The following is a 25,786-nucleotide window of genomic DNA, read 5'->3' as shown; positions in this document are numbered from 1 at the left end:
AACTAATGACGGCAAAGCAGCGAAAAGGCCGAAAAGTTGAAAGTGACGAGGATCGAAAGAAGCTCGCGACCACTATCGTTTTGCCGAGCACTCGGCACGGGCTGGCAATCCACACAGTCACGAAAAGCGTTCTCGGCGACACCGCAATGGATTTCATGGACTGCGCTGATGCCCTGATTGAGCGAGCAAAGGGCATTGGCGCGGGCGATCCGGAAAAGATTGGGCGAATGCTCGCTATGCAGGCGACTACCCTTGATGCGATCTTTACCGAAATGGTGAGGCGGATGGCGCTCAACATGGGGGAGTATCTGGGCGCGACCCAAGCCTATGCAGGCATCGCCTTGAAGGCCCAAGCCGGGAGCCGAGCCGCACTTGCCGAGATAATCAAGCTACACCAGCCGCGCGAGCAAACCGTCCGACACGTGCATGTAAACGAGGGCGGGCAAGCTGTGATTGCCGACCAATTCCATAACCACAACGGGGGGGCAGAAAATGGACGACCAAGCGAACAACCCCATGCAAAGTGCGCACCTGGCCCAGCGCTGCCTGGCCCACACCCGATCGGGCCGACCGTGCCAAGCCCCGGCATTGAGGGGCAAACGGCGGTGCCGGATGCACGGCGGCAAAGGAAGCGGCGCTCCTAAAGGCAACCGCAACGCTTGGAAGCATGGGGCCCGATCAGCTGAAACTGGTGAGGTTCTGGCATTAGCCCGCAAGTTAGGGCGGCTAATGGATTGGCGAACGTGACTGACACCGATCAAGAGAAAGAAGACGAGGTTCTAAAGCGGATGCTGAAGACCCCTCATAAGCCGCACAAGGAAAAGGACCCTGCGGCCTACCGGCGATAAATGGCAGGCATCGTAGCCACCAGCCTGCCATCTTTGTGGACTGAGCGCGGAAGCTGGTGGGTCAGAAGCCGTTCGGGCTTCAGTTCAAGGCGATCCGGTATCAATTCCCCAAGCTCGCGCGCTTCACCTGCGCGACCGGGCGGAAACGCGAGCGTTAGTGAAATGTGATCCATTTGCCGCAGCGCTCGTGCCGTCGGAATCTGGTCGCTATCAGCTGTAACAAGAATCATTCTTTGGGGTTGCCCGCCAGAGGCATCGACCAGCATTCTGACTGCAATGCCAACGTCAGTCTGTTTCTCTTCCCGAAATTTGCAAAACCTTTCGTGGGTCGCACACCATTTCTTTGGTTTGCCGAAATCGCCTTGGTGAACTTGGACGCCATACGCATCTAGCGCTGCGATAAAGTTTTCGTGGCGCTTTTGCTTGGTCGTTTCGAAGCGCCATACTGCTGTGAAGAAATGCACCGCGTCTAGAGTTTCACCGGGCCGCAGCAGACTTTGCGAAAGCTGCCAGTAGTTGAGCCATTTTAGGCGGGGATCGCCCTGCTGCTCAATTGCGTGGTAAACGTTGAAGCCGTCTATGTAGACCCGAACGATTGTCATTCACGTTGACTTAACGTCAAATGATCCATAGACAATGGATATCCACCCGGTGCGTTTCGACAATCCGGAAAAGGGGGCTAAGCTGCGGCTGGCCCCCTTCTTATTTCACGAAACGTTTGCGGTATTCTCCGCGGTTTTTGGGCAGTTGAGCGCCTTAGTCGGCGACTGCACCTATCGCAGCAACGACGCAGCCCACCAGGAAAGCCACGAGTGACAGCCAGCCACAAATGGTGGGCAAGCGCACCTTCTTTCGCTCAGCCTCAGCGTCTTCGGCAAGGCTTTGTTCCAAGTTGCTGTCGCGGATCCCATCGTATTTCACGCTCAGCCAATACCCCAGCGCCTGATTTAGCGGTACCATCTGTGTTGGAGTAGACTGTGCGCCCAGGTGGGCCGAGAGTAGCGCGAGAACGATGCCGGTAACGAAGGCGGCACACGCGCCGACCTTCCATGCCGGCGATATCTCGAGCCCCCACATGGCGACGGCGGCTGCGCCGCTTATGGCCAAGAGCGACGTCAGAACCCATTTGGCCATAGAGGTGGCTGTGTCGATCGCCTTCAGGACTACATCCCGGTGAAGCTCGGCCATGAATGTTCCAAGAGCCCGGTTTTCGTCGGGGTCTCCGTTAACGTCGACTGCCGGCGCATTGTCCTGGTCCGCCACCTGTCACCCCAAGTCACTTAGTTAATGGCGACAGGCTAAGAACACGCGCCTGACTAGTCCACTAGATCGGGCCCGCTATCGACCGTTGCCAGCCGCAGCCGACCGCGCCTCTATCGTGGGCTAAGTCGTGGGCAAAAGTCGCTATCTGCGAAAAAATACTGTAAATTCAATGATAACTGGCGGAGAGGGTGGGATTCGAACCCACGTTACGGTTGCCCGTAAACCGCATTTCGAGTGCGGCGCATTCGACCTCTCTGCCACCTCTCCGCAGAAGTGATCGGGGCGTGCGCGGTGGCTGGCCCCCGGTCGGGAAGCGCGCGGTTAGCCGATGATCCCGGCCTTGCCAAGCCCCTGCAACGCGAAAATGGGGGATCGGAGCAAAGCTGCCGTTGTTTCGCGTCTGCACAATCCCTATATTGCCACCTATGGAACGGGCGACCTTTTTCTCACCCCAGGCTGGTAAGACCGTCGATGCCCCGCAGCGGGCCCAGGCACGGTTCGGGATCGGCGATGTCGTGCGGCACCGCGTGTTTGATTTCCGCGGCGTGGTTTTCGATATCGATCCGGTCTTCGCCAACAGCGAAGAGTGGTACGAATCGATCCCCAAGGAAGTGCGCCCGCACCGCGAGCAACCGTTCTATCACCTGCTCGCCGAAAATGGCGACAGCAGCTATGTGGCCTATGTCAGCCAGCAGAACCTGCTCGCCGATGGCGATGGCGGGCCGGTAGACCACCCCTCGCTGGACGAGCTGTTCGAGGATTTCCGCAACGGGCGCTATCGCCTGCGCCGCTCGATGACGCACTGATCCGGGCGGATCAGCCCTTCAGCTTCCAGCCGCTGCGCAGTAGCCCATAGACCAGGCCTGCGAGCGCCAGGTTGAGCACGCCCAGCCCCAGCGCGCCGTGCAGCACGGCCAGGTTGGTATCGCCGATGTCGCTCTGCCCCAGGAAACCGAAGCGGAAGCCTGAGATGACGTAGAAGAACGGGTTCAACCGGCTGACCGTCTGGAACACCGGTGCCAGGTTGTCGATCACGTAGAAGGTGCCCGACAGGAGCGAGAGCGGCGCGATCACGAAGTTGGTGACGGCCGCGTTGTGATCGAACTTTTCCGCCCAGAGCGAGGTCAGCAGGCCAACCGTGGCCAGCATGATCGCCCCCATCAGGCCAAACCAGACGATCGCCCAGGGGTGCGCCAAGGTCAGGTGGACGCCGGGCCAGAGCAGCATCGCGCCATAGAGCGCCAAGCCGACCAGCACCGCGCGGGTTACGGCGGCACCGATCAATGCCAGCATAAGTTCGGCATTGGACAGCGGCGGCATCAGGTAATCGATGATCGTGCCTTGGATCTTGCCGGCCAGGAAACTGAAGCTGGAATTGGCAAAAGCGTTCTGCATCATACCCATGACGATCAGGCCAGGGGCGATGAAAGTGGCAAAGTTGACACCCAGTACCATTCGCCCACCGCGCCCCATGGCCACGGTGAAGATCACCAGGAACAGCAGCGTCGTGATTGCCGGGGCCCAGATCGTCTGGGTCTGCACCTTGAAAAACCGGCGCACTTCCTTCATATAGAGGGTCCACAGCCCAAGCCGGTTGAACCGGTGGAATACGGGCACTCCCTGGGCCGGAAATGTGCTTTGCCCCAGACCCGCTACGGGCATCTGGGGGGTGGCGTTGACGCTTGGGGATACAGGTTGATCGGCCATGTCTTGGCGACTATCGGCAGGTCACACGAATGGCAAGCGCAAGGCCCCACAGAAGGGGTGACAGGGAAGTGACACGGGCATGAGCTGGACCGACGAACGGATCGAAAGACTGACCAAGATGTGGGAAGGCGGCGCAACCGCCAGCCAGATCGCCGAGGAGCTTGGCGGGGTCAGCCGCAATGCCGTGATCGGCAAGGCGCACCGCCTCGGCCTCAAGGCCCGTCCCAGCCCGGTCAAGCCGAACGAGAAGGAAGCTGCTCCTGCACCGGCACCGCGCGCGCCCAAGGCAGAGGCTGCGCCGCGACCGGCCCCCGCCCCACGCCCGGCTCCGGCCGCCGCGCCCCGCGCGCCGGCTCCCGCGCCCGCCGCTGCCGCGCCGACTGGCGATGCGGCACCCGCGCCCGCCGGCCCGCGCATTGTCTCGGTAGGCCCCGGCGGCTTCCTGCGTCAGGGCCCTGGCGACCAGCAGGCTCCGATCCCGCCGGCTCCGCCGCGCCGCCTGGTGCCAGCCAAGCCCAGCCCGGAAATGGCCGACAAGACCAGCCTGCTCGATCTGAATGACCGGATCTGCCGTTGGCCGATGGGCCACCCGGGCGAGCCGGACTTCCACTTCTGCGGTGAGAAGGTGAACCCAGGCTTCCCCTATTGCGTCGAGCATTGTGGACGCGCCTTCCAGGCCCAGCTTCCGCGCGGCCACCGCCGCCCGCCGCCGCCACTGCCGTTTGGCGGTCCGCGCGTTCGCTAAACGATTTTCCGCGTCTTCGCGTCGCGGACCTTAAAATGTGCGGAAGCGTACCGTTAACCATGGTATGACCGCACACGATCCTTCGCTCAACCGCCGTGGTGGGCTGCTTGGCTGGTTTGGCCTTGGCAGCCGCGACGACGGAGCTTCGCCCGCCACCCAATCGACCCGTACGGTCGACCGGCGCCAGTCCGCCCGCGATCGCCATCTTGACGAGATCGGCGCGTTCCTGAGCTATCATCAGCTCGAGGCGAACGCCCAGACGCTGGTCGTGGCGAGCAATTACCTGACCGGTAACGACCCCCAGGTCGTCCGCCTGATCGACCGCCGCGTCCAGGCGCGCGAGCCGGTAACGCTCGACTGGCTGGAGGACGCGCTGGCTGAAGAAGGCATGGGCGAAGAGGCCGAAATGCTCGAACGGCTGATGCAGCGGCTCGAACAGGGGGTCGAGGAATTCGGCAAGACCAGCCGCGCCGCGCGTGAGGCCACAAGCGCCTATCACAATGAACTAACGCGCGAGGCCGGCAAGCTTGAAGCCGTACCCAACACCGGGGCCGTAATCACCGAGCTTGCCAGCATTACCAAGGCGATGCTGAAGCGCACGGTCGAGATCGAGAAGGCCATGCACCGCAGCGAGGAGCAGACCCGCAACCTCAAGCACAAGCTTGAGGAAACGCGTCGCAGTGCCGAAGAAGACCATCTGACCGGCCTGCCCAATCGCCGCGCCTTCGAAGCGCGCTATGATGCCGAATACCGCGCCGCTCGCGCTGCGGCCGAGCCGCTCTGCGTTGCCTTCTGCGACATCGACCACTTCAAGCGGGTCAACGATACCCACGGCCACGATGCCGGCGACCGCGTCCTGAAACTGGTGGCAGAAAACCTAGCGCGAATTTCGAACGAGCGCTGCCATGTTGCCCGCCACGGCGGCGAAGAATTCGTGGTGTTGTTCCGGGATTCGACAATCGAGGAAGCTTTTGAAAAGCTCGACCGGCTGCGCGCGCAACTGGCCGACCGCCATCTGGTCAACCGCGCTACCGACGTGCCGATTGGCCAGGTGACCTTCTCGGCCGGGATTGCCGATGTCTTTGCCTGCGGGGATCGCCGGCTGGCCCTGAAAGCGGCCGATGCCGCGCTTTACCGGGCCAAGACCGACGGCCGCAACCGCATCTGCGTGGCGGAACCGGACGAAGCCAAGCCTAGCCAGCTGGCGGCCTGAACCGGCACACGAAAAAGGGGGCTGCGCCCAAGGCGCAGCCCCCTCTTTTATTCAGCCTTTCAGGCGGGACTTAGTCGTCGCCCTTCAGGAAGGCCGGGATGTGATCGGGGTTGCCGCCCTCTTCCCGGTCCCGACGCGGGCCGCGATCACGATCGCCGCCACGTCCGCCACGGTCACCGCCGCGGCCACCGCGGTCGCCATCACGGCGCGGGCGCCGGTCGCCGCCACGGTCACCACGATCGCCCCGCGGTTCGCGCGGTTCGCGCGGCGGGCGGGTGTCTTCCAGCTCGGCCCCGGTTTCCTGATCGACGACGCGCATCGACAGGCGGACCTTGCCGCGCGGATCGATCTCGAGGACCTTGACCTTCACGGCCTGGCCTTCCGAAACCACGTCGGTCGGCTTTTCAACGCGCTCGTTCTTCATTTCGCTGACGTGGACGAGGCCGTCCTTGCCGCCCATGAAGTTCACGAACGCGCCGAAGTCGACAATCGTCACAACCTTGCCGTCGTAGATCTTGCCAACTTCCGGCTCTTCGACAATGCCGAGGATCCACTGCTTGGCAGCTTCGATCTGCGACAGGTCAGACGACGAGATCTTGATGATCCCTTCGTCGTCGATGTCGACCTTGGCGCCGGTGGTGGCAACGATCTCGCGGATCACCTTGCCGCCGGTGCCGATCACGTCACGGATCTTCGACTTGTCGATCGAGATCGTTTCGATCCGCGGCGCGTGGGCCGACAGTTCGGTGCGCGAGCTGCCGAGTGCCTTGGTCATCTCGCCCAGGATGTGAGCGCGGCCGCCCTTGGCCTGGTTCAGCGCGGCTTCGAAGATTTCCTTCGTGATGCCGGCCACCTTGATGTCCATCTGCATCGTGGTGATGCCTTCGCTGGTGCCGGCCACCTTGAAGTCCATGTCGCCCAGGTGATCTTCGTCACCCAGAATGTCGGACAGCACGGTGAACTCGTCGCCTTCGAGGATCAGGCCCATGGCGATACCCGAAACCGGGCGCTTCAGCGGCACGCCGGCGTCCATCATCGACAGTGCGCCGCCGCAGACGGTAGCCATCGACGACGAACCGTTGGACTCGGTGATGTCCGAGACCACGCGGATCGTATAGGGGAACTCTTCATGGCTGGGCAGCACGGCCTGCAGCGCACGCCAGGCCAGCTTGCCGTGACCGGTGTCGCGGCGGCTGGGGGCGCCGAAGCGGCCCACTTCACCGACCGAGTAGGGCGGGAAGTTATAGTGCAGCATGAAGCGGTGGTACGAGAGGCCTTCCAGCCCATCGACCATCTGCTCGGCATCCTTGGTGCCCAGGGTGGTGGTGCAGATCGCCTGCGTTTCACCGCGGGTGAACAGTGCCGAACCGTGGGTCCGCGGCAGGAAGCCGACGATCGATTCAATCGGGCGAACCTGATCGACCTTGCGGCCATCGATGCGGGTGCCGTCCTTGAGGATCGCGCCGCGTACAATGTCGGCCTCAACCTTCTTGACCGACTTGATCGCAACCATCTGGGTCTGCGCATCTTCGCCCGCAAAGGCTTCCTTGGCCTTGTCGCGGGCAGCGTTCAGCGCGGCCGAGCGGGCCGACTTGTCAGTCAGCTTGTAAGCGGCGGCGATGTCCTTGCCGATCAGGTCCTTGAGCTTCGCCTTGATCGCCGAATTGTCGGAGATCGCGATTTCCCACGGATCCTTGGCGGCCTTTTCGGCCAGGTCGATGATCAGGTTGGCGACCTTCTTGCACTCTTCGTGCGCGAACATCACGGCGCCCAGCATGACCTCTTCCGAAAGCTCCTTGGCTTCGGATTCGACCATCATCACGGCATTGCCGGTGGCGGCGACGACAAGATCAAGCTCGCCTTCCTTGATCGCAGCTTCTTGCTTCGGGTTGAGGAGGTATTCGCCATCCTTGTAGCCCACGCGAACCGCACCGATCGGACCCATGAAGGGCACGCCCGAAATGGTCAGCGCGGCCGAGGCGGCGATCATCGCCAGCACATCGGGCTCGCACTCGCCGTCATAGGACAGCACCTGGGCGATCACGTTGATCTCGTTGTAGAAGCCTTCGGGGAACAGCGGACGGACCGGACGGTCAATCAGACGGGAAACCAGCGTTTCCTTTTCCGTGGCGCCGCGTTCGCGCTTGAAGAAGCCGCCCGGGATGCGGCCGGCTGCGAAATACTTTTCCTGGTAGTGGACGGTGAGCGGGAAGAAATCCTGCCCTTCCTTGACGCTCTTGGCGGCCGTGACGGCGCAGAGCACGACAGTTTCGCCATAGGTGGCGAGGACCGCGCCGTCAGCCTGACGGGCAATGCGGCCGGTTTCCAGGGTGAGGGTCTTTCCGCCCCACTCCATGCTTACGGTTTTGACGTCGAACATTCAGTTTTCCTTTGCCCACCGGCCCTATTGCGCGGCGGGTTTTGCTGCCGGGGATTCCGTCCCGGTCCGGTGTGGGGCGCTTCTGGCCCCGGGGCGCCGTTCGCCGAATTGCGACTGGCGCTGATAGCAAAAGCGGCCCGCTAGGGGCCGCTCCGCTGGTTACTTGCGCAGACCAAGCTTGGCGATGAGCGCGTTGTACCGATCGACATCCTTCTTCTTCAGGTAGTCGAGCAGTGAACGGCGCTTGTTGACCATCATCAGCAGGCCGCGGCGCGAGTGATTGTCCTTGTGATGAGCCTTGAAGTGCTCGGTCAGGGTCTGGATCCGCGAGGTGAGGATCGCGACCTGGACTTCCGGCGAACCGGTATCACCCTTGGCGCGGGCGTTGTCGTTGATGATTTCAGCCTTCTTTTCGGCGGTAACCGACATAGTACTTACTCCGCGACATCGGAAAGATTGAACCCCCGAACCACCGTTGCGGCTCCACCGGAAAGCTCCACCAGCGCAATGGGAATAGGTCCCAGTCGCGCCCAATGCAGCCCGTCGGTGTGGGGCAGTCCGGTCAGAACCCGGCCCTGGCGGACCATGCTTGCCTGTTCCGGACCGAGGTCAAGAGCCGGGATGTCGACCAGCCCTGCCTCCAGCGGCAAGAGTACGTTCTCAAGAGGCGCGCCCTTACCCACTTCGTTCAATTTGTCCAGTGAAATCGCCTGATCGATCCCGAACGGCCCGGCTTTGAGGCGGCGCAGCATGGTGACATGGCCGACCGTGCCAAGCGCCAGCGCAATGTCGCGGGCAAGGCTGCGGATATAGGTGCCCTTTGAGACTGAGGCGATCAGGGTGACGCTATCAGCCTCTGCGGCTTCGCGATGCAGCGAATGGATCGTCACCGCCCGCGATTGCAGTTCCACCGCCGCGCCCTTGCGCGCCAGGTCATAGGCGCGCATCCCATCGACCTTCAGCGCGGAATAGGCCGGCGGAACTTGTTCGATATGCCCGGTAAAGCGTGGCAGCACGGCTTCAATATCGGCCAGGGCCGGGCGCACCGGGCTTTCCGCGATCACCTTTCCTTCAAGGTCCAGCGTATCGGTCTCAGTCCCAAACTGCACCGTGAAGGCATAGACCTTGCTGGCATCGAGCATCCGTCCGCACAGCTTGGTCGCCTCGCCCAGCGCAATCGGCAGGACGCCGCTGGCCAGTGGATCGAGCGTGCCGCCGTGGCCGACCTTGACCTTGCCCAGTCCCGCCTCGCGGCAGACGCGCTTTACCGCACCAACCGCCTGGGTGCTGCCAAGCCCAAGCGGCTTGTCGAGGATGATCCAGCCGTGCGGCAAGCGCCTCAGCCCCCGGCAAAGGTGGCGGCGAGCGCCATGTACTGGCCGATCACCCACTCGACCGGCGGCACCACCAGCCAGCTCACCACGCTAAGGCTGGGTGAGAGCCAGGGCAGCACGACCAGCAGCAGGATCATGATCAGCAGCGCCTTGCTGTGCATTCCCGCCCACTTGCGCGCCAAGCGCGGCGGCAGCAGGCCTTCGACGATATGGCCACCATCGAACGGCGGGATCGGCAAGAGGTTGAACAGCGCCAGGAAGACGTTGATCGTGATGAAGTTGACCAGGTTCAGCGCCACGAACCGCGCCACCAGCGAAGGTTCCTGCAGCGCCTGGTAACTGCCCAGCAGCAAGCCCAGCAGCACGGCCCCGATCGCAGCCAGCACAAAATTGCTGCCCGGCCCAGCGGCGGCCACGATCATCATGTCGCGGCGCGGGTTACGCAGCCGCTCTTTCACCACCGGCACCGGCTTGGCCCAGCCGAACACCGGCAGGCCGGTGAGCTTGAGCAGGCCGGGGAGGATCACCGTGCCGAAGGGGTCAACATGGCGCAGCGGGTTGAGGCTGAGGCGCTTCATCTGCGCCGCAGTCGGATCGCCCAAAGCCCGCGCCGTCAGTCCGTGCGCCACCTCGTGAAAGACGATGGCAAAGATCAGCGGCAGGATCAGCGCTGCGGCCTGGAACAGGGTTTCGTTCATTCGCCAAGCGCCTCGCTGAAGTGCTTGCGGCAGAGCGCCACATAGCGGTCGTTGCCGCCGATCTCGGTCTGGGCGCCTTGCTTCACCGCCGCGCCGCTCTCGTCGACCCGCAGGTTCATGCTGGCCTTGCGACCGCAGTGGCAGACGCCCTTTAGCTCGACCAGATTGTCGGCAATGCCCAGCAGCGTCGCCGAGCCGGGAAACAATTCACCCTGGAAATCGGTGCGCAGGCCATAACAGACCACCGGAATACCGGCCTCATCCACTACCCGCGCCAGTTGCCAGACCTGCGCTTGCGAGAGGAATTGCGCCTCGTCGACCAGTACGCAGGCCAGTGGTTCGACCCGATGCGCCGCGCCGATCCGCTCCCACAGGTCGGTCGCGGCATCAAACCGGTGGGCATCGGCGTGAAGGCCGATCCGGCTCTCGATCGCCCGCTCCCCCCCACGGTCGTCAAGTGCGGCAGTCCACAGCATCGTGGTCATCCCACGCTCGTGGTAGTTGAAGTTCGCCTGGAGCAGCGTGGTCGATTTGCCTGCATTCATCGAGGCGTAGTAGAAATAGAGCTTGGCCATTGCGGCAGAGATAGGGTCTTTCCTGCCAAAGGCCAGAGCGAACGACCCCGGCGTTGACTTCCCGGCCAGCGGCGCGCACGGTCAGCGACGGCAGGGGTTGAGAGGAGAGCGCGTTTGCGCCGGTTGATATGCCTGCCACTTGCGGCCTTGGCCCCGCTGCTGCTGGGGGCCGCGCAGCCCACCTACCGCTATCAGATCGATACCGCGCGCAGCATGGTCAGTGCCAAGGTCGGCTTCTTCGGCATCGCCAGCAAGACCGCGCGCTTTCCGCAGATGAGCGGGCGGATCGCGCTATCGCCCGAGCAGCTCGATACGATCGACCTTGATGTCGAGCTTGATGCCCGGCGGTTGCAGGCGGGGGATTCGGTCACGCTGGCTCGCCTTAAGGGCAAGGACTTCTTCGATGTGGAGCGCTATCCGACCGTCCGCTTTGCGGGCAAGCGGATGCAAATGACCGGCGCCACGACCGCCATGGTCGCGGGCGAAGTGACCGCGCGCGGCGTGACCCGCCCGGCACAATTGGCGGTAACTTTCCGCGATCCGCCGGCCCGGGTGACCGGCCGCGATGCGGTGGAGCTTTCAGCGCGCACCGTGATTGACCGGCGTGAATTCGGGATGACCGCCTATAGCGCGATTGTCGGCAAGAAAGTCACGATTACCATCCAGGCGCGGATGGTGCCGAACTAGGCCTCGTCTGTTTCCTCACCCAGGTCGCGCTTGACCTTGGGATCGGCCAGCAGGGCATCGATCTTGCTGGCAACGTCAAAGCTCTCATCGCCCTGGAAGCGGATCTTGGCGGCATATTTCAGGCGCAGCTTGCCGGCCACTTCCTTCTGGAAAAAAGCGGTATGGGTGCGCAGCGCCTTCAGCACCAGCTCCTCGTCCGCGCCCAGCAGCGGCTTCACAAAGACCACGGCGTGGCGCAGGTCGGGGCTCATCCGCACTTCGGTGACCGAGACCGAATGGGCGGTCAGCACTTCGTCATGCACCATCTGCCGGGTCAGCAGATCGCTGATCACATGGCGGACCTGTTCGCCAACCTTGAGCAGACGGACCGAGCGGGTTTCGGGCGTGGCAGGGGGGCGGGCCATCATGCCACCTGCGGCGGAACGGGGGTGGGAATCGCGGTCGAAGTGGCGCGGGCATAGATCACCTCGCCGCTCGGATCGTAAAGTTCGCCTTCCAGGAAGATCGCCCGCTTGCCGCGGCGCAGGACGCGGCCCTTGGCCAGCATCGGCCCCGGCGGCACCAGCTTCAGCAGGCTCATCGAAATATCGAGGTTGAGCGGGGCTTCGGTGCCCTTGGTGGCATGGACATGGGCACGGCCCATCACCTCGTCCAGGAAACCGGCCACCAGCCCGCCCTGCACGCCGCCCCGCCCGGTGATGAAGCAATCGGGCGCGACAAAGCGCATGGTCACGGTTTCGCTGACGGGATCGAAGTCGACGATCTCCGATCCCATCAGGTCATAGTAGTTCGGCTGCGGCGCGGCGTCTGCCATCACAGCGTCCGTTCACGCTCCTCGACTTCAAACACTTCGAGCATGTCGCCCGGCTTGATGTCGTTGGTATCCTGCAGCACCACGCCGCACTCCAGGCCAGCGCGGACTTCGGGGACATCGTCCTTGAAGCGGCGCAGGCTGGCGATGACGGTCTTCGAAACGATGACGTCCTGGCGCGTGAGGCGCGCGAACAGGCCCTTGCGGATCCCGCCTTCGAGCACCAGCAGACCAGCCGCCTTGTCGCGCTTGCCGGCCGGGAACACTTCCTTGACCTCGGCGCGGCCGACAACGTTTTCGATCCGCTCCGGACCCCAGATGCCGGCCATTTCCTTGGCGACATCCTCGGTCAGATGATAGATCACGTCGAAGTACTTCATCCGCGTCTTGTTGCGGTCCACCAGTTCGCGGGCCTTGGCATTGGGACGCACGTTGAAGCCGATGATCGGTGCGTTCGAGGCCGAAGCCAGCGAAACGTCGCTTTCGGTGATCGCACCGACGCCCGAGCTCAGCACCTTCACCTTGATCTCGTCGTTCGAAAGGCGGTTGAGGGCATTGACGATCGCCTCGGTCGAACCCTGGACGTCGGCCTTGATGACCACCGGGTATTCGATCACGGTCTGCTTGGCCGAGAGCGCCGAGAACATGTTCTCGAGGCTGGCGGGAGCAGTCGTCGTCCGCTTGGCAGTTGCCTTCTCATGACGGAAGGCGGCGACTTCGCGGGCACGAGCCTCGCTTTCAACCACGGTCAGGGTATCGCCGGCCATGGGTACGCCCCCGATCCCGAGCACTTCGACCGGCAGCGCCGGCGGCGCTTCCTTGATCTGGCGGCCCTTGTCATCAAGCATCGCGCGGACGCGGCCTGAATGAACCCCGACCACCAGGATATCGCCGACCTTCAGCGTGCCGCGGTTGATCAGCACGGTCGCGAGCGGACCCTTGCCCTTATCGAGCTTGGCTTCGATCACGGTCGCTTCGGCGGGACGGTCCGGGTTGGCCTTCAGCTCGAGCAGTTCGGCCTGGAGCAGGATCTTCTCGATCAGCTGGTCGAGGCCAGCGCCAGTCTTGGCCGAAACCTCGACGTCCTGGACGTCACCCGACATCGCCTCGACCACGACTTCGTGTTCTAGCAGGCGTTCGCGGATCTTCTGGGCGTTGTATTCGTTGCGGTCAGCCTTGGTGATCGCCACGATCATCGGCACGCCAGCGGCCTTGGTGTGATTGATCGCCTCAATCGTCTGCGGCATGATTCCGTCGTCACCGGCCACCACCAGGATGACGATGTCGGTGACATTGGCCCCGCGCATGCGCATTTCGGTGAAGGCTTCGTGGCCCGGGGTGTCAAGGAAGGTAACCAGGTCACCGCCCTTGGTCTTGATCTGGTACGCGCCGATGTGCTGCGTGATGCCGCCGGCCTCGCCCTTGACTACGTCCGTGCCGCGCAGGGCATCGAGCAGGCTGGTTTTGCCATGGTCGACGTGGCCCATGATCGCCACGACCGGGGGACGCACCTGCAGCGTTTCGGGCGCATCGACGTCCTCGCTGGTGTCGATATCGACATCGCTTTCCGAGACGCGCTGGATGTTGTGGCCGAATTCCTCGACCAGCAGTTCAGCCGTGTCCTGATCGATCGTCTGATTGACGGTGACCATCATGCCCAGCTTGAACAGCGCCTTGACCAGGTCTGCGCCCTTTTCCGCCATGCGGTTGGCCAGTTCCTGAACGGTGATCGCCTCGGGCACCACAACGTCCCGGACCTGCTTTTCGCGCGGCTGCGACTGGCCGGCGAAGTGGGCACGCTTTTCCTTTTCGCGCGCCCGCTTGAGTGCGGCGAGGCTGCGGGCGCGGGCGCCTTCGTCCTCGTTGAGTGCGCGGGTGACGGTCAGCTTGCCGCTGCGCCGCTCGTCCCCGCCCTTGCGGTCGCGGGTCGGGTGCGCGGGCTTCTTGGCCGGTTCGGCGCGCTTGGGCGCAGCAACCGGCGTGAAGCGGCGCGGCGCAGGTGCGGCGTTGTCGGCCTGGCGCGGTGTTTCGTCTTCGTCTTCGCCTTCGCTTGCGGCGGATCCGGCCTCAGGCTCAGGGGCTGGCGGCGCGGCGGCGGCGGCTTCCGCCTCGGCTTCGGCCTTGCGGTTCTGTTCGGCGCGGCGACGCTCTTCCTCAAGCGCCTTCTGGCGCTCTTCGGCCTCGCGGCGGGTCTGCTCTTCGAGCATGGCCAGGCGGGCTTCCTCAGCCTCGCGCTGCAGCCGGGCGACGCGTTCCTGCGGCGTTTCGCCAGCGGGCGCGGAAACCTTCTTGGGCGCCGGGGCCGGAGCGGCAACCGGAGCAGGCGCCGGGGCGGGCGGCGGCGGCGGCGCGGCGACCGGCGCTTCACCCGGCTTGCGGATGAGCTTGCGGCTCTTCACCTCGACCACCACCTTGTTGGTGCGGCCGTGGCTGAAGGTCTGCTTGACCTCGCCCGCTTCGACCGACTTCTTGAGGCCCAGCGGCTTGCGGCCCAGAGTCGGTTTGTTGTCGCTATCGCTCATGTTCGTACCAATACCCTTCGTTCATTCCGTCGTCGACTGCGGGCCGACCTTGCGGTCTGCCGCCGGCAGCCTGTTGTATTCACCAGTCAATTCCGCGCGGCCCAGAAAACGGAGCAGGCGGCGCAGGGGGGCGCCAATCCGCTCGGCCGCGGCATGATCGGTCAGTGCCAGATGGACGACGTTGTCGCGGCCCAATGCCACAGACAGCGCCGCCCGGTCCAGTGGCAAGGTGGTGCCGGTCATGCCGGTACCCTCTTGCTCCATCCCGACCCGCCAGGCCTGGTCCAGCTTGCGCGAACCATCTTCGCTGGCATCAGCCGCATGGGCCAGCCAGGCGACCTTGCCCATCCGGGCGTTCTCGGCAATCCGGTCTGATCCGACCAGCAGCCGGCCGGATTTGTACTCCAGCCCCAGGCGGTCAGTCAGCGCTCGGATCAAGGCGGCTTCGATCTTGGCCGGCAGGTCGGCCGGGATCTCCAGCGACGCCCCCTTGAAGGCCCGCGCCAGCGCGCCCTTCAATTTGCCCTTGGCGATTGCTTCTTCCAGCGCGGGCCGGCTGACGCCGATCCAGGCCCCCCGTCCCGGCGCGCGGGCCAAGGCATCGGGGAGGACCAGGCCATCGGGCGAGATCGCCAGGCGCAGCAGATCATCGCGGGAACCATGGTCCCCGGTCAGGATGCAGCGCCGTTCAGGATCGTTCCCGGCGGGCTGCCCAGAGGTGTCGGAACCTAGCGGCTCATTGTGAGGAATCCGCATCAGCGGCCTCCTCTACGGCTGGCTCGTCTTCGAACCAGTGAGCGCGCGCGGCCATGATGATCTCGTTGCCCTGCTCTTCGGTCAGGCCATATTCGCCGAGCACACCGCCCTTGTCCTCGTCGCGCGCGGAGCGGCGCGGAGCGCTGCCGTCGCGGCGGCGCTGTTCGGTGCGCTTCTTGGCGATGAGTTCGTCGGTGGCGAGGTCTGCCAGATCGTCGAGCGTCTTGATCCCGGCCTTGCCGAGGGTCACGAGCATGGCTTCGGTCAGGTGCGGCAGTTCGGCCAGGTCATCCTCGACGCCCAGTTCGCGGCGGGCAGCGCGCGAGGCTTCCTCGCGGCGTTCCAGCGCTTCGGTGGCGCGGCTCTGCAGTTCCTCGGCCAGTTCGTCGTCGAAGCCTTCGATCGCGGCCAGTTCGGCCATGTCGATGTAGGCAACTTCTTCGAGCTCGCTGAAGCCTTCGGCGACCAGCAGCTGCGAAAGGGTTTCGTCGACGTCGAGCTCTTCCTCGAACATCTTCGAACGCTCGGCGAATTCCTTCTGGCGCTTCTCCGAAGCTTCCGCCTCGGTCATGATGTCGATCTGCGAGCCGGTCAGCTGGCTGGCAAGGCGCACGTTCTGGCCGCGGCGGCCGATCGCCAGCGACAGCTGGTCATCGGGAACGACCACTTCGATGCGGCTTTCTTCCTCGTCGATCACCACGCGGCTGACGGTGGCCGGCTGCAGCGCGTTGACCACGAAGGTCGCGGTGTCTTCGCTCCAGGGGATGATGTCGATCTTTTCGCCCTGCATTTCCTGGACGACCGCCTGGACGCGGCTGCCCTTCATGCCGACGCAGGCACCGACCGGGTCAATGCTGCTGTCGCGGCTGATCACGCCGATCTTGGCGCGGCTGCCCGGATCGCGGGCGGCGGCCTTGATCTCGATGATGTTGTCGTAGATTTCGGGCACTTCCTGCGCGAACAGCTTCTTCATGAATTCGGGGTGCGCGCGGCTGAGGAAGATCTGCGGACCGCGGTTCTGGCGCTCCACCTTCATGATCCAGGCGCGGACACGCTCGCCAACGCGGGCAACTTCGCGCGGGATCTGCTGATCGCGGCGGATCACGCCTTCGGCGCGGCCAAGGTTGACGATCACGTGGCCAAACTCGACCGACTTGATCACGCCGGTCACCAGTTCGCCGGCGCGGTCCTTGAATTCCTCGTACTGGCGCTCACGCTCGGCATCGCGAACCTTCTGGAAGATCACCTGCTTGGCCGACTGGGCATCGATACGGCCCAGGTCCACGGGCGGCAGCGGATCGACGATGAAATCACCGATCTTGGCACCCGGCTGCAGCTTTTCAGCCTGCTTCAGGTCAACCTGCTTGAAGTAGTCCTCAACCACCTCGACCACTTCGACCACGCGCCACAGGCGCAGGTCGCCGGTGCGCGGATCAAGCTTCGCGCGGATGTCGTTCTCGGCGCCATAGCGGTTGCGCGCGCTCTTCTGGATCGCTTCTTCCATCGCCTCGATGACGATGGACTTGTCGATCAGCTTTTCGTTCGCAACCGAAGTGGCGATCGCGAGCAGTTCAGCGCGGTTGGCGGAAATCGGACTGGCCATGTTCAGTCTTCCTGTTCTTCTTCGATCAGATCGTCGGCGCCCGAAGAATCCAGCGGGCGGGTGGCAGCAATCAGCTTGTCCGTCAGGACCAGCTTGGCGGAATGGATATCGGCGCGCGGGAAGGAAACCCGGCCCGACTTCTTGTCTTCGATGGTGACGACATCGTCTTCGATGCCGATCAGGTCACCCTGCAGGCTCTTGCGGTTGCCATCCACGGGGTTCTTCAGGCTGACGCGGGCTTCATGCCCGGCCCAGTTGCTGAAGTCCTTGGCGCGGGTCAGCGGGCGGTCGATTCCGGGCGAGCTGACTTCGAGCCGGTAGGCCTCTTCGATCAGCACTTCGCCGGCTTCTTCCAGCGCATCGAGCGCATCGGAGACGCGGCGCGAGAGTTCGGCGCAGTCCTCGATCACCAGCTGGCCGGTCTCGGGCCGCTCGGCCATGATCTGGAGCGTGACTTCCTCGTCACCCACTTCGCTCTTGCCGAACACGATCACGCGCACGAGATCAAAGCCCAGGGCCTGAGCCTCGGGCTCAACAATCTCAATCAGGCGCGCGATATCCGCCAAGTGGGGTTCTCCGTGTGTGGCCGGTCATGCAAAGCGGTTCAGCGCCGGCCCCTTTCGGCGCCAGCCCCTCCGTTGCTTCACAATGTCGGGATGGCGGCCAAATAGGCTGTGTCCCTGCGAAATGCAAGGACTATCCGCCCCGCTCCATCAGCCCGTGCTTCTTCATGCAGTGGCGCAGCTGGTCATAGCTGAGGCCCAGCGCCTTGGCGGTCTGGCGCTGGTTGTAGCGGTGGCGGTTGAGCGCCTGTTCGACAATCGCCCTTTCGTGCGCATCGACCGCGGCCTTGAGATCGCTGATCGCATCGAGCTGGACCGAGGGTGCCGGGGCCGAATGGGTCGGCGATGGCGCACCCGGCGCCCGGCCGCTGTCCGCCGTCACCATAGGTGCCGGCTTCCACGGGCTGTCGAACGGATCGAACACGATATGCGAGACGGGCGTGCCCCAGTCATCCCAGCGATAGACCGCACGTTCCACCACGTTGCGCAGTTCGCGCACATTGCCAGGCCACTGGTAGTTTTCGAGCTGCTCCATCGCCGCATCGGAAAAGCCCGGCCAGTCTTCCCAGCGCAGCTCGCTGGCCATGCGGCGGCCGAAGTATTCGGCGAGGACGCGGATATCCCCCTCGCGCACCCGCAGCGGCGGCAGGGTGATCACCTCAAAGCTCAACCGGTCAAGCAGGTCGGAGCGGAACCGGCCTTCTTCGGCCAGGCGCGGTAGGTCTTCGTTGGTGGCGGCAACGATGCGGACATCGACCCGCACCGGCTTGGATGCTCCGATTCGGGTTACCTCGCCATATTCGACCGCGCGCAGCAGCCGTTCCTGCGCGCCCATGCTGAGCGTCGCCAGTTCGTCGAGGAATAGCGTGCCTTGGTCGGCTTCCTCGAACCGCCCGGCCCGGGCTCTGGTAGCACCGGTGAAAGCACCCGCCTCATGACCGAACAATTCCGCCTCGATCAGTGTTTCCGGCAGCGCCGCGCAGTTCAGCGTGATCAGCGGCTCGGCCCAGCGCTTGCTCAGCTGGTGGAGGCGTTCGGCGATCAATTCCTTGCCGGTGCCGCGCTCACCAATGACCAGCACTGGGCGGCGAAGCGGGGCAGCTCGGCTTGTGCGTTCCACCGCGTCGAGGAAGGCTCCGGACTGGCCAATGAACTGGGTGTCACGCTCCATTCCCAACACATAGCGAAAATTCCCAACATCGCGCAATATCCACTACACGTCGTTCGTCGATTTGCCGCGGAAGGCCCGGAAATCAGCCACTCGCGCAAATTGGCACGCGGCTTGCTGAAAGGTGAACAACACCAACGAAGGACACCTACCATGTTCGGCAAGCCCCTCTCCCAGCGCTCCAAGCTCGACAAGGCCATCCTGGCATCGGTCGCGGCCATGCTGGCGATGAACGTCTTTGTCCTGGCCCAGCAGATGGATCGTGCGCCGGTTCTGGCCGCCGCCGATCAGCCGGCTGCGGCGCAGCAGGCCTGACGCGGTGACCGACCCCGTGAACGACCCCCTTTCCCCCCTTGGGCCGGATGCTTCCGATCCCCCCGCCGGCGGTTCCCAGTCCCCCCGCCGCGAGGCTCCGGCCCAAACCCTGTTTGGTACGGCGCATCGCGCCTCCCGCTTCGACAGCGAAGTGGAGCGCCTGCGCCGTTCCCCCACCCCGACCGCATCGTCTTCTTCTTCCTCCATCGGAGTTCCCTGGATGGGCATTTTCAGCCGCACCCGTGACATCATCGCCGCCAATTTCACCGACCTGCTCGACAAGGCGGACGATCCCGAAAAGATGATCCGGATGATCATCTTCGAGATGGAGGAAACCCTGGTCGAAGTGCGCGCCAGCGCCGCTCGGACCATTGCCGACCAGAAGGAAATGCACCGCCACACGGTGAAGCTTGACCGGCTTCAGGCCGACTGGGCGGAAAAGGCCCAGCTCGCCCTGTCGAAGGACCGTGAGGACCTGGCCCGCGCCGCGCTGATGGAAAAGAAGAAGGCCGGCGATATGGCCGACCAGCTCAAGGCCGAGATCGCCGTGCTCGACGATGCGCTGCGCGCCTATGAGCTTGATATCGAGAAGCTGCAGAACCGTCTGCGCGAAGCCCGCAGCCGCCAGACCGCAATCGCCGCGCGCCTCGAAAGCGCTGAGAACCGCGTCAAGCTGCGCACGCTGCTGGCGAGCGAGCGGGTCGACGAGGCAATGGCCCGCTTCGACCAGCTGGAACGCCGGGTCGACTATGCCGAAGGCCGCGCCGATGCGCTGAGCCTGGCCGATGGCCGCAGCCAGCCGAGCCTGGCAGACGAAATCTCGGCGCTCGCCGGTCAGGACAAGATCGACGAGGAACTGGAAGCGATGAAGCGGGCTCTGTCGGGCAACGCTGACGACAGCAAGGAGGCCTGAGCCGTGGACGAACTTATTCCGCTAGTCGCAATCCTGTCGATCTTCGTCGGGCTGCCTTGGGTGATCCTGCACTATGTTACCCGCTGGAAGACCGCCGCCACCTTGACCACCGACGATGAAGCCATGCTGGAGGAACTCTACAGCCTGGCCCGCCGGCTCCAGGACCGGGTTGAAACGGTCGAGCGCCTGGTCGCTGCCGATAACCCGGGGTTCCAGCCGCAGCGCCTGGCCGATGAACGCGAATTCGGCGGCCAGCTGAGCGATCGCAGCCAGCGCGATTTCGACCGCATGATTGCCAGCAAGGGGAGGACCGGCCAGTGAACACGCCGCGCACCAAATTCTATCGCGACAAGATCAATGGCAAGATCATGGGCGTCTGCGCCGGGATCGCCGATTACACCGGGGTCGACGTGCTGTGGGTTCGCCTGGGCGCGGTTGCCCTGACCCTGATGGGCGTGGGCATCATCCCGCTGGTCTACCTGGGCCTGGGCATGTTCTCGGAGCGCAAGCCGCAGCACCTTTATTACACCGACCGGCAGGAGCAGCGCTTCTGGCAGGGGGTGCGCCAATCGCCCGCCCGCACGGCCCGCGAAGTGCGCGCCAGCTTCCGCGAACTGGACCGCCGCCTGGCCGACATCGAGCTGCACTACGTATCATCCAACCCGCGCCTGTCCGAGGAAATCGAACGCCTGCGCTAACCGTTTCCTGGATGGGGGAGAATACCAATGGGTGAACTTGCAATCCTGATCCCGCTGGCGCCGTTTCTGATGGTCAGCTTTATCGTCTGGACCAAGCATCAGTCCAAGATGGCTGAACTGGCTGCCCAGGCCACCGCTGAGAAGGCTGCACAATACGCTGCCAGCAACACCGACCTTGAGGAGCGGGTCCGCGTTCTGGAGCGGATCGTCACCGACAAGGGCTATGACGTGGCCAGCCAGATCGAAGCGCTGCGCGATGCCCGCAAGGTCGAGGCCCTGCTGGAGAACCGCGAAAAGGAGGTCCGCTGATGGAATTCGGGGGTCCCGCCTTTGTCATCCTGATCGTCGCCATCTCAACCGGTGGCTGGCTGATCAACAACTGGATCCGCGCCAAGCACGGCTATGCCCTGGAAGACGAATGGGGCGGCAAGACCGCCCGCGCCGACCACAAGGCCAATGAAGCGCTGAAGGCCGAGAACGCCGAACTGCGCGAGCAACTGGCCCACTTCACCGACCGCGTGAAGGTGCTGGAGCGGATCGTCACCGACAAGAGTGTCAATGTCGCCGCCCAGATCGAGGCGCTGCGCGATACCGATACGAAGGAAAATAACTGATGGATTTCGGGGAATTCATGGGCCTTGCCGTGGCGATGGGCACCGTCGTCGCAATCTTCGGCATTCTGACCAAGACCTATCTGCGCCGGCTGGAGCACAAGGAACGGATTGCCGCCATCCGCGCCCAGGGCACCGTGTCGGTCGCGGCTGACCGCAGCGATGTGATCGAACGGCTGGAGCACCGCATCCGCGTGCTGGAACGGATTGCCACCGACAAGAGCGAGAACGTCGCCGCCCAGATCGAAGCCCTGCGCAATGAACGCGCCGCCCTCTCCGCCCCCGCCAAGGAGGCCGTGTGATGGATCCGGCAAAGCTCGAACTGATCCAGACGGTCCTGCCAATGATCTCGACCATTGCCATCGCCGGCGTGGGCGGCTGGGTGATCACCACCTGGATGCGGATCAAGAACGGCTACCCGCTGGACGGGGCCTGGGGCCAGGCGGTCTACCCGCGCAAGAACGAAGAGGCGATGGAGCGGGTCAAGCTGCTCAGCCAGGAAAACGCGCAGCTGCGTGCGGAACTCGGCTCGGTCAAGGACCGGCTCGCCAATGTCGAACGGATCGTGACCGACAGCGGCTATGGCCTGACCAGCCAGATCGAGGCGCTGCGGCAGTTGCCGGACGGCGTGAAGAACTAACTGCCGGAAACGGGAAGGGGAAATTTGATGAACGGCGGCCAAATGATGATCGTGCTGATCGTGCTGATTGTGACGATCGCCGGAATCTATCGCTCCAAGCACGGGCTGGATCGAAACGCGTGGCGCGAAGCCCGCAGGATGCGCCGCGATGGCCTGATGGGCGATGGTTCGGCCGAGCCCGCCCGGCTGGTGCCCAGCCAGCGCGAAGAAGAGCTGCTGCGCGAGGTGAGCGACCTGCGCGAAAGGATCAAGGTGCTGGAACGCATCGCCACCGACGGTCGCTCTTCAGCGGCCCTTGCCAACGAAATCGAAAGCCTGCGCGAGCGCAAGGATTGAGTGAGATAGTCCGAGGAGAACCGCCATGTTCACCGAAAACCTCATGATCGCCGCCATCTTGCTGGCCGCCACGGCCATGGTCACGGCTGCCACGCTGAAGGGCTGGCAGGGCTGGCTAAGTCTCAAGGCCCGCGAGCTTGATGCCCAGCGCGGCGGGCCTGACCAGGGCCACCCCGCCGGCATGGCCCGGATCGAGATTGCCGACTTGAAAGAGCGGATCCGCAAGCTTGAAGCCATTGCCGCAGGGGTCGACCTGTGAGCGAAGTCCGCGGCCACGCCGCCCGCGCCGGCATCGGTCTTGGCAGCGCAATCGCTGTCGCGGTGTCATGGAGCCTCCACAAGTCGCTGGTCTGGGCGATCATTCACGGCTTCCTGGGCTGGTTCTATGTGATCTATTACGCCCTCACCCGGCCCGGCGGGATTGGCGGCTGAACGCTCACTCCCCCACGTCATCCCAGTGAAAGCGGGGACCCATCTCCTGACATTGCAGCCCGCGCGCTATCGGCCATCACAGGTGATGGGCCCCCGCTTTCGCGGGGGTGACGGACTAGGTAACAAGGTCGGGCTTGTGTCAGGCCGCCCAGCCCCTAAATGCGCCCCATGCGCAGCCTGACCGACATCCTTGATGAGTATGAGTTCCTGGAAGGCGATGAACGCTATCGCCTGCTGATCGAGCTGGGGCGCGAGCTGGAGCCGATGCCCGATGCATTGAAGACCGACGCCACGCTGGTGCGTGGCTGTTCGGCTTCGGTCTGGGTCTATCCCACCCGCACAGATGAAGGCCGGCTGCACTTCCTGGCTGACAGCAACGCCGCGATCACCAAGGGGATCATCGCCCTGGTGCTGTCCGCCGTGCAGGACCAACCGCCCGCCGCAGTGGCCGCCATGGATATGGCCGCAGCGCTTGAACCCTTTGATCTGAGGAACCAACTCAGTTCCAACCGGACGCAAGGGATTCCCAACATGATCGCGCTGATTCAGGATACCGCCAGCCGCTATACGGGCGCCTGAAGTGATCGCGCGCCCGCTTTACATGGCGGGGGGCTTCATCGCCCTGGCACTGGGGGCGATCGGGGTGGCCCTGCCGATCATGCCGACCGTGCCGTTCCTGCTGCTGGCGGCCTTTTGCTTTGCCCGCAGCCATCCGGAGTGGGCACAGCGACTTTACGAACATCCCACTTACGGCCCGGGCTTGCGCGACTGGCGCGATCGCAGCGCAATCAGCCGCAAGGCAAAGGTATCAGCTATCCTGGCGATGACCGCCGGGGTTGGTTTTACCTGGCTGACCGTGGGCTTTCCCTATGTGTGGATTTCGCTGGCCGTCCTGACCATTGCCGGCAGCTGGATCTGGACCCGCGCGGAATAGCCTGTTGGATTTGCGCCGGCGGGCGCACGGGGACAGACAACGGGTGCGGCCGGTGCGCTGCTGCCCGTCTGGCCTGATCGGGCTGAGGCCGGTGTCTATTCCATGCGAACGGCAGCGGGGGGACAACCTGAAACCCGACTGCGCGGCCCTGCGGTCAGCGGAGCTGGCGGGACGGGCTCGCTCCCCTGCCGCCTTGCTTGATTTCCGCGATCCGGGGTGGTGCCTGAAGCACCGGCCCTTGCCGGGTTCGGGCGGCACGCGTTACCGATCCCACACCCGTTGCTGGTGGGGCCTATAACCGATTTGGTTATTAATGTCAACAAAAATGTGCCAATACGCCAACTAGGGGTGCGGCGCTTCGCTATAGTGGCGGGCCAACCAGTCTTCGCCATAGTCGTTGCGCGGATCACGGACGATCGCGTGAACGTGGTTGGCTCCTGAACCATCGGCCTGTGGTTCACGGACATATTCGATCAGGATCGACGGCCCAGCAATCCGGTACATGAACCGTTTGGTACGATCGTCGGACGAGCCCCACCAGGCAAAGTGCAGCTTGGCCGGTCCGTCGGCCCGGATCGCCGCGATCTGCGCGGCAGCGGCCTCACGGTTAGCAAAGCCAACGAATTCTTCGACCAGCGCCATCAGGCGCTCGCGCTGAGCCGGTGAAAGGCGATTGGCGGCAATCCCAACTGGTAGTTGCGGTTTGTCCTTCTTACCCTTGCCCGTGAACTGCGCCGGATCGACTGCCGCCCCGGCCAGCGCCGCTTTGCGCTGATCCGGATCGAGCGCAGCGATCAATGCAAAGCCGCCGGCGATCTCGTGATCCAGCACGCGCCAGCCGGCATAGGGGCCTTGCCTTACGATCTGCGGATTGGCGCCCAGGAACAAGGGTGTAAAGGCGATGCGCCCATCAACAACGGTGAAGTTTGCAGCAAAGTGATGGCCGTTGATCATCCAGGCCCAGCTGCGCGACCCCGGTTCGCCGAACAGGCTGATCCAGTAATTGCCAGAGCCCCGAGCAGCGACCCCACGCTCGGCCGCTGCACGGCGCTCGGCTGGGACGTTAGGCAGATTGGCGGCTTCGATCCCGTGTAGAATATCGTCGATCCACATGATCGTTGCGGCTTCACCATAGCCCTCACCGCTCATCGCGGCGGCCATCAAGTCGTGCAGTGCCACCCGCTGGACATCGCTAAGTTCGCTTAGCGCCAGCGCGGTTCGGGGATAGGCCGTCGCGGGCAGGTTGCTCCAGTCCGTTCGCGCGGCATTGTCATCAAGCGCGCGGATGAACTTCTTGCGCTGTGCCGGATCAAGCGTCGCGACAAACCGCGTTGCTGCATCACTCATGGCCGCGGCACGGGCAGCGCTACCTGCGCTTGAATGAACGGCCGCCGGATGCGCAAGTGCGGTGCCGGGCAACGCCAAGGCCGCCGCACAAAAGGCAATTGCTGTCGTGAACCTGTTCATTCCGCCCCCACTTCGCTGCCGATCGAAGCGCCCCCTGGGGCGAAGGCTAGGTCAATTGGCTGTCGCGCACAATCGCAATCCCGGCCTCGCGCTGGGCTTTCAGTTCCTGCTTCAGCTTGGCCGGATCGCGCGCCAGGACGAAGCCGAAGCTTACCCCGCCTTCCTTGCCGATGGTCGCATGGTGCAGCTTGTGCGCCTGGACCAGCCGCTTGAGGTAGCCGTGCTTGGGCACCCAGCGGAAATAGCGCTGGTGGACCAGGCCATCGTGCACCAGCGTATAGATGATGCCGTAGAACAGGATCCCCAGGCCAATCCACAGCCCCGGCGCCCAGGCATCGGCACCCATGATCAGCGGGCTGCTGAGCGCGAACATCGAGATCGACATGGCCGCGCCGACCACGGCGTAGAGGTCGTTCTTTTCAAAGGTGTTGTCGTGCGGTTCGTGGTGGTCGCGGTGCCAGCCCCAGCCCCAGCCGTGCATGATGTACTTGTGGCTCGCCCAGGCGACCCATTCCATGGCGGCGACCGTGGCAATGACAATGGCGATGGCAGCAAGCGGATGCATGG

36 protein-coding genes and 1 tRNA gene are annotated in these 25,786 nt (G+C 64.0%); 19 read left to right on the top strand and 18 right to left on the bottom strand.

Going from position 1 to position 25,786, the window contains the following annotated elements; translation table 11 throughout:
- Positions 1-5: 5 nt before the first annotated feature.
- Together FRF71_RS15470 and FRF71_RS15780 are read left to right on the top strand one after the other, a co-directional pair.
- Positions 6-644, top strand: a complete 639-nt coding sequence (locus FRF71_RS15470; protein ID WP_161597939.1) for a hypothetical protein — start codon at positions 6-8, stop codon at positions 642-644.
- The gene (locus FRF71_RS15780) at positions 589-747 is read left to right on the top strand and encodes a hypothetical protein (RefSeq protein WP_420359400.1); all 159 of its coding nucleotides are present in this window, start codon (positions 589-591) and stop codon (positions 745-747) included. Before FRF71_RS15470 ends, FRF71_RS15780 begins: the two co-directional genes overlap by 56 nt.
- A gap of 88 nt (positions 748-835) precedes the next feature.
- Here the strand turns inward: FRF71_RS15780 and FRF71_RS10000 are convergent, their stop codons facing one another.
- The 3 genes from FRF71_RS10000 to FRF71_RS09990 form a co-directional block, all read right to left on the bottom strand.
- Positions 836-1,450 (bottom strand): NYN domain-containing protein, encoded by a 615-nt coding sequence (locus FRF71_RS10000; protein WP_147090516.1) that lies wholly within the window; start codon positions 1,448-1,450, stop codon positions 836-838.
- 154 nt (positions 1,451-1,604) lie between these two features.
- Entirely contained in the window at positions 1,605-2,036 is a 432-nt protein-coding gene (locus FRF71_RS09995) for a hypothetical protein (RefSeq protein ID WP_147090515.1), read from the bottom strand.
- A gap of 252 nt (positions 2,037-2,288) precedes the next feature.
- Positions 2,289-2,378 (bottom strand) — tRNA-Ser (locus tag FRF71_RS09990).
- Between the two features lie 158 nt (positions 2,379-2,536).
- Here FRF71_RS09990 and hspQ point away from each other — a divergent pair.
- A complete protein-coding gene (gene hspQ / locus FRF71_RS09985) occupies positions 2,537-2,917 on the top strand; it encodes a heat shock protein HspQ (RefSeq protein WP_147090514.1) in 381 nt (126 codons plus the stop codon).
- A 10-nt stretch (positions 2,918-2,927) separates the two neighbouring features.
- Here hspQ and FRF71_RS09980 read toward each other — a convergent pair whose 3' ends face one another.
- Positions 2,928-3,818 (bottom strand): ABC transporter permease, encoded by an 891-nt coding sequence (locus FRF71_RS09980; protein ID WP_147090513.1) that lies wholly within the window; start codon positions 3,816-3,818, stop codon positions 2,928-2,930.
- Between the two features lie 79 nt (positions 3,819-3,897).
- On the opposite strand from FRF71_RS09980, the gene FRF71_RS09975 reads away from it, so the two are divergent.
- Entirely contained in the window at positions 3,898-4,563 is a 666-nt protein-coding gene (locus FRF71_RS09975) for a GcrA family cell cycle regulator (protein WP_147090512.1), read from the top strand.
- A gap of 64 nt (positions 4,564-4,627) precedes the next feature.
- Entirely contained in the window at positions 4,628-5,776 is a 1,149-nt protein-coding gene (locus FRF71_RS09970) for a GGDEF domain-containing protein (protein ID WP_147090511.1), read from the top strand.
- Positions 5,777-5,846: 70 nt separating this feature from the next.
- Here FRF71_RS09970 and pnp read toward each other — a convergent pair whose 3' ends face one another.
- The 5 genes from pnp to FRF71_RS09945 all read right to left on the bottom strand — a co-directional run bounded on the left by pnp (position 5,847) and on the right by FRF71_RS09945 (position 10,763).
- Entirely contained in the window at positions 5,847-8,156 is a 2,310-nt protein-coding gene (gene pnp / locus FRF71_RS09965) for a polyribonucleotide nucleotidyltransferase (protein WP_147090510.1), read from the bottom strand.
- A gap of 159 nt (positions 8,157-8,315) precedes the next feature.
- Entirely contained in the window at positions 8,316-8,585 is a 270-nt protein-coding gene (gene rpsO / locus FRF71_RS09960) for a 30S ribosomal protein S15 (protein WP_147090509.1), read from the bottom strand.
- Positions 8,586-8,590: 5 nt separating this feature from the next.
- On the bottom strand, positions 8,591-9,490 hold the full coding sequence (truB, locus tag FRF71_RS09955; RefSeq protein WP_147090508.1) for a tRNA pseudouridine(55) synthase TruB: 900 nt from the start codon (positions 9,488-9,490) through the stop codon (positions 8,591-8,593).
- Between the two features lie 5 nt (positions 9,491-9,495).
- Positions 9,496-10,188 carry a site-2 protease family protein gene (locus FRF71_RS09950; RefSeq protein WP_147090507.1) on the bottom strand — a complete coding sequence of 231 codons (693 nt, stop codon included), beginning with the start codon at positions 10,186-10,188 and terminating at the stop codon, positions 9,496-9,498.
- A complete protein-coding gene (locus FRF71_RS09945; protein ID WP_147090506.1) occupies positions 10,185-10,763 on the bottom strand; it encodes a thymidine kinase in 579 nt (192 codons plus the stop codon). Before FRF71_RS09945 ends, FRF71_RS09950 begins: the two co-directional genes overlap by 4 nt.
- A 114-nt stretch (positions 10,764-10,877) precedes the next feature.
- Between FRF71_RS09945 and FRF71_RS09940 the strand changes: the two genes are divergently transcribed.
- A complete protein-coding gene (locus FRF71_RS09940) occupies positions 10,878-11,450 on the top strand; it encodes a YceI family protein (RefSeq protein WP_238339171.1) in 573 nt (190 codons plus the stop codon).
- On the opposite strand, the gene rbfA is transcribed toward FRF71_RS09940, so the two are convergent.
- The 7 genes from rbfA to pspF form a co-directional block, all read right to left on the bottom strand.
- Positions 11,447-11,854 (bottom strand): 30S ribosome-binding factor RbfA, encoded by a 408-nt coding sequence (rbfA, locus tag FRF71_RS09935; RefSeq protein ID WP_147090505.1) that lies wholly within the window; start codon positions 11,852-11,854, stop codon positions 11,447-11,449. The two genes, FRF71_RS09940 and rbfA, sit on opposite strands and share 4 nt — an antisense overlap.
- Positions 11,854-12,264: a PaaI family thioesterase gene (locus FRF71_RS09930; RefSeq protein WP_238339169.1), complete on the bottom strand. Its 411-nt coding sequence runs from the start codon at positions 12,262-12,264 to the stop codon at positions 11,854-11,856. Before FRF71_RS09930 ends, rbfA begins: the two co-directional genes overlap by 1 nt.
- On the bottom strand, positions 12,264-14,783 hold the full coding sequence (gene infB / locus FRF71_RS09925) for a translation initiation factor IF-2 (RefSeq protein WP_147090504.1): 2,520 nt from the start codon (positions 14,781-14,783) through the stop codon (positions 12,264-12,266). Before infB ends, FRF71_RS09930 begins: the two co-directional genes overlap by 1 nt.
- A gap of 21 nt (positions 14,784-14,804) precedes the next feature.
- Positions 14,805-15,539, bottom strand: a complete 735-nt coding sequence (locus tag FRF71_RS09920) for a DUF448 domain-containing protein (protein ID WP_147090503.1) — start codon at positions 15,537-15,539, stop codon at positions 14,805-14,807.
- Positions 15,520-17,142 (bottom strand): transcription termination factor NusA, encoded by a 1,623-nt coding sequence (nusA, locus tag FRF71_RS09915; RefSeq protein ID WP_147090502.1) that lies wholly within the window; start codon positions 17,140-17,142, stop codon positions 15,520-15,522. Before nusA ends, FRF71_RS09920 begins: the two co-directional genes overlap by 20 nt.
- Positions 17,143-17,144: 2 nt before the next feature.
- Positions 17,145-17,708 carry a ribosome maturation protein RimP gene (gene rimP / locus FRF71_RS09910; protein WP_147090501.1) on the bottom strand — a complete coding sequence of 188 codons (564 nt, stop codon included), beginning with the start codon at positions 17,706-17,708 and terminating at the stop codon, positions 17,145-17,147.
- A gap of 130 nt (positions 17,709-17,838) precedes the next feature.
- Positions 17,839-18,876, bottom strand: coding sequence for a phage shock protein operon transcriptional activator (gene pspF, locus FRF71_RS09905; protein ID WP_147090500.1), 1,038 nt, complete (start codon positions 18,874-18,876; stop codon positions 17,839-17,841).
- Between the two features lie 150 nt (positions 18,877-19,026).
- On the opposite strand from pspF, the gene FRF71_RS15465 reads away from it, so the two are divergent.
- The 13 genes from FRF71_RS15465 to FRF71_RS09850 all read left to right on the top strand — a co-directional run bounded on the left by FRF71_RS15465 (position 19,027) and on the right by FRF71_RS09850 (position 23,752).
- Positions 19,027-19,188, top strand: coding sequence for a hypothetical protein (locus FRF71_RS15465; protein WP_161597938.1), 162 nt, complete (start codon positions 19,027-19,029; stop codon positions 19,186-19,188).
- A gap of 151 nt (positions 19,189-19,339) precedes the next feature.
- Positions 19,340-20,101, top strand: coding sequence for a phage shock protein PspA (gene pspA, locus FRF71_RS09900; RefSeq protein ID WP_420359378.1), 762 nt, complete (start codon positions 19,340-19,342; stop codon positions 20,099-20,101).
- Positions 20,102-20,104: 3 nt separating this feature from the next.
- The gene (gene pspB / locus FRF71_RS09895) at positions 20,105-20,422 is read left to right on the top strand and encodes an envelope stress response membrane protein PspB (protein WP_147090498.1); all 318 of its coding nucleotides are present in this window, start codon (positions 20,105-20,107) and stop codon (positions 20,420-20,422) included.
- Entirely contained in the window at positions 20,419-20,799 is a 381-nt protein-coding gene (gene pspC / locus FRF71_RS09890; RefSeq protein WP_147090497.1) for an envelope stress response membrane protein PspC, read from the top strand. The genes pspB and pspC overlap by 4 nt, the downstream gene beginning before the upstream one ends.
- A gap of 27 nt (positions 20,800-20,826) precedes the next feature.
- A complete protein-coding gene (locus FRF71_RS09885; RefSeq protein ID WP_147090496.1) occupies positions 20,827-21,108 on the top strand; it encodes a hypothetical protein in 282 nt (93 codons plus the stop codon).
- The gene (locus FRF71_RS09880; RefSeq protein ID WP_147090495.1) at positions 21,108-21,413 is read left to right on the top strand and encodes a coiled-coil domain-containing protein; all 306 of its coding nucleotides are present in this window, start codon (positions 21,108-21,110) and stop codon (positions 21,411-21,413) included. Before FRF71_RS09885 ends, FRF71_RS09880 begins: the two co-directional genes overlap by 1 nt.
- Positions 21,413-21,712, top strand: coding sequence for a hypothetical protein (locus tag FRF71_RS09875; protein WP_147090494.1), 300 nt, complete (start codon positions 21,413-21,415; stop codon positions 21,710-21,712). Before FRF71_RS09880 ends, FRF71_RS09875 begins: the two co-directional genes overlap by 1 nt.
- Before the next feature lie 41 nt (positions 21,713-21,753).
- Positions 21,754-22,050, top strand: coding sequence for a hypothetical protein (locus FRF71_RS09870; protein WP_147091612.1), 297 nt, complete (start codon positions 21,754-21,756; stop codon positions 22,048-22,050).
- A gap of 27 nt (positions 22,051-22,077) precedes the next feature.
- The gene (locus FRF71_RS09865; protein WP_192900004.1) at positions 22,078-22,386 is read left to right on the top strand and encodes a hypothetical protein; all 309 of its coding nucleotides are present in this window, start codon (positions 22,078-22,080) and stop codon (positions 22,384-22,386) included.
- 25 nt (positions 22,387-22,411) lie between these two features.
- The gene (locus tag FRF71_RS09860) at positions 22,412-22,645 is read left to right on the top strand and encodes a hypothetical protein (RefSeq protein WP_147090493.1); all 234 of its coding nucleotides are present in this window, start codon (positions 22,412-22,414) and stop codon (positions 22,643-22,645) included.
- Entirely contained in the window at positions 22,642-22,818 is a 177-nt protein-coding gene (locus FRF71_RS15515; RefSeq protein WP_192900003.1) for a hypothetical protein, read from the top strand. Before FRF71_RS09860 ends, FRF71_RS15515 begins: the two co-directional genes overlap by 4 nt.
- Positions 22,819-22,986: 168 nt before the next feature.
- Positions 22,987-23,397, top strand: a complete 411-nt coding sequence (locus FRF71_RS09855; protein WP_147090492.1) for a SufE family protein — start codon at positions 22,987-22,989, stop codon at positions 23,395-23,397.
- Position 23,398: 1 nt separating this feature from the next.
- Complete coding sequence (locus tag FRF71_RS09850) at positions 23,399-23,752, top strand: YbaN family protein (protein WP_337678483.1); 354 nt, start codon at positions 23,399-23,401, stop codon at positions 23,750-23,752.
- Positions 23,753-24,094: 342 nt separating this feature from the next.
- On the opposite strand, the gene FRF71_RS09845 is transcribed toward FRF71_RS09850, so the two are convergent.
- On the bottom strand, positions 24,095-25,219 hold the full coding sequence (locus FRF71_RS09845) for a DUF3500 domain-containing protein (RefSeq protein WP_147090491.1): 1,125 nt from the start codon (positions 25,217-25,219) through the stop codon (positions 24,095-24,097).
- A 46-nt stretch (positions 25,220-25,265) separates the two neighbouring features.
- Positions 25,266-25,784, bottom strand: a complete 519-nt coding sequence (locus tag FRF71_RS09840) for a sterol desaturase family protein (RefSeq protein WP_147090490.1) — start codon at positions 25,782-25,784, stop codon at positions 25,266-25,268.
- Between the last annotated feature and the right edge of the window lie 2 nt (positions 25,785-25,786).

Source organism: Novosphingobium ginsenosidimutans (assembly GCF_007954425.1).
Taxonomy (GTDB): Bacteria; Pseudomonadota; Alphaproteobacteria; order Sphingomonadales; family Sphingomonadaceae; genus Novosphingobium; species Novosphingobium ginsenosidimutans.
Note: the sequence above shows the minus strand (reverse complement) of the source record. Positions and strands in the feature narration are given on the sequence as shown.

Bases quoted from the DNA above. Each gene is read 5' to 3' on its own strand.
- FRF71_RS15470 (WP_161597939.1), top strand. From the start codon at position 6: ATGACGGCAAAGCAGCGAAAAGGCCGAAAAGTTGAAAGTGACGAGGAT.
- FRF71_RS10000 (WP_147090516.1), bottom strand. From the start codon at position 1,450: ATGACAATCGTTCGGGTCTACATAGACGGCTTCAACGTTTACCACGCA.
- FRF71_RS09995 (WP_147090515.1), bottom strand. From the start codon at position 2,036: ATGGCCGAGCTTCACCGGGATGTAGTCCTGAAGGCGATCGACACAGCC.
- hspQ (WP_147090514.1), top strand. From the start codon at position 2,537: ATGGAACGGGCGACCTTTTTCTCACCCCAGGCTGGTAAGACCGTCGAT.
- FRF71_RS09980 (WP_147090513.1), bottom strand. From the start codon at position 3,818: ATGGCCGATCAACCTGTATCCCCAAGCGTCAACGCCACCCCCCAGATG.
- FRF71_RS09975 (WP_147090512.1), top strand. From the start codon at position 3,898: ATGAGCTGGACCGACGAACGGATCGAAAGACTGACCAAGATGTGGGAA.
- FRF71_RS09970 (WP_147090511.1), top strand. From the start codon at position 4,628: ATGACCGCACACGATCCTTCGCTCAACCGCCGTGGTGGGCTGCTTGGC.
- pnp (WP_147090510.1), bottom strand. From the start codon at position 8,156: ATGTTCGACGTCAAAACCGTAAGCATGGAGTGGGGCGGAAAGACCCTC.
- rpsO (WP_147090509.1), bottom strand. From the start codon at position 8,585: ATGTCGGTTACCGCCGAAAAGAAGGCTGAAATCATCAACGACAACGCC.
- FRF71_RS09950 (WP_147090507.1), bottom strand. From the start codon at position 10,188: ATGAACGAAACCCTGTTCCAGGCCGCAGCGCTGATCCTGCCGCTGATC.
- FRF71_RS09945 (WP_147090506.1), bottom strand. From the start codon at position 10,763: ATGGCCAAGCTCTATTTCTACTACGCCTCGATGAATGCAGGCAAATCG.
- rbfA (WP_147090505.1), bottom strand. From the start codon at position 11,854: ATGGCCCGCCCCCCTGCCACGCCCGAAACCCGCTCGGTCCGTCTGCTC.
- FRF71_RS09930 (WP_238339169.1), bottom strand. From the start codon at position 12,264: ATGGCAGACGCCGCGCCGCAGCCGAACTACTATGACCTGATGGGATCG.
- infB (WP_147090504.1), bottom strand. From the start codon at position 14,783: ATGAGCGATAGCGACAACAAACCGACTCTGGGCCGCAAGCCGCTGGGC.
- FRF71_RS09920 (WP_147090503.1), bottom strand. From the start codon at position 15,539: ATGCGGATTCCTCACAATGAGCCGCTAGGTTCCGACACCTCTGGGCAG.
- nusA (WP_147090502.1), bottom strand. From the start codon at position 17,142: ATGGCCAGTCCGATTTCCGCCAACCGCGCTGAACTGCTCGCGATCGCC.
- pspF (WP_147090500.1), bottom strand. From the start codon at position 18,876: ATGGAGCGTGACACCCAGTTCATTGGCCAGTCCGGAGCCTTCCTCGAC.
- FRF71_RS15465 (WP_161597938.1), top strand. From the start codon at position 19,027: ATGTTCGGCAAGCCCCTCTCCCAGCGCTCCAAGCTCGACAAGGCCATC.
- FRF71_RS09885 (WP_147090496.1), top strand. From the start codon at position 20,827: ATGGGTGAACTTGCAATCCTGATCCCGCTGGCGCCGTTTCTGATGGTC.
- FRF71_RS09880 (WP_147090495.1), top strand. From the start codon at position 21,108: ATGGAATTCGGGGGTCCCGCCTTTGTCATCCTGATCGTCGCCATCTCA.
- FRF71_RS09875 (WP_147090494.1), top strand. From the start codon at position 21,413: ATGGATTTCGGGGAATTCATGGGCCTTGCCGTGGCGATGGGCACCGTC.
- FRF71_RS09870 (WP_147091612.1), top strand. From the start codon at position 21,754: ATGATCTCGACCATTGCCATCGCCGGCGTGGGCGGCTGGGTGATCACC.
- FRF71_RS09865 (WP_192900004.1), top strand. From the start codon at position 22,078: ATGAACGGCGGCCAAATGATGATCGTGCTGATCGTGCTGATTGTGACG.
- FRF71_RS09860 (WP_147090493.1), top strand. From the start codon at position 22,412: ATGTTCACCGAAAACCTCATGATCGCCGCCATCTTGCTGGCCGCCACG.
- FRF71_RS09855 (WP_147090492.1), top strand. From the start codon at position 22,987: ATGCGCAGCCTGACCGACATCCTTGATGAGTATGAGTTCCTGGAAGGC.
- FRF71_RS09845 (WP_147090491.1), bottom strand. From the start codon at position 25,219: ATGAACAGGTTCACGACAGCAATTGCCTTTTGTGCGGCGGCCTTGGCG.
- FRF71_RS09840 (WP_147090490.1), bottom strand. From the start codon at position 25,784: ATGCATCCGCTTGCTGCCATCGCCATTGTCATTGCCACGGTCGCCGCC.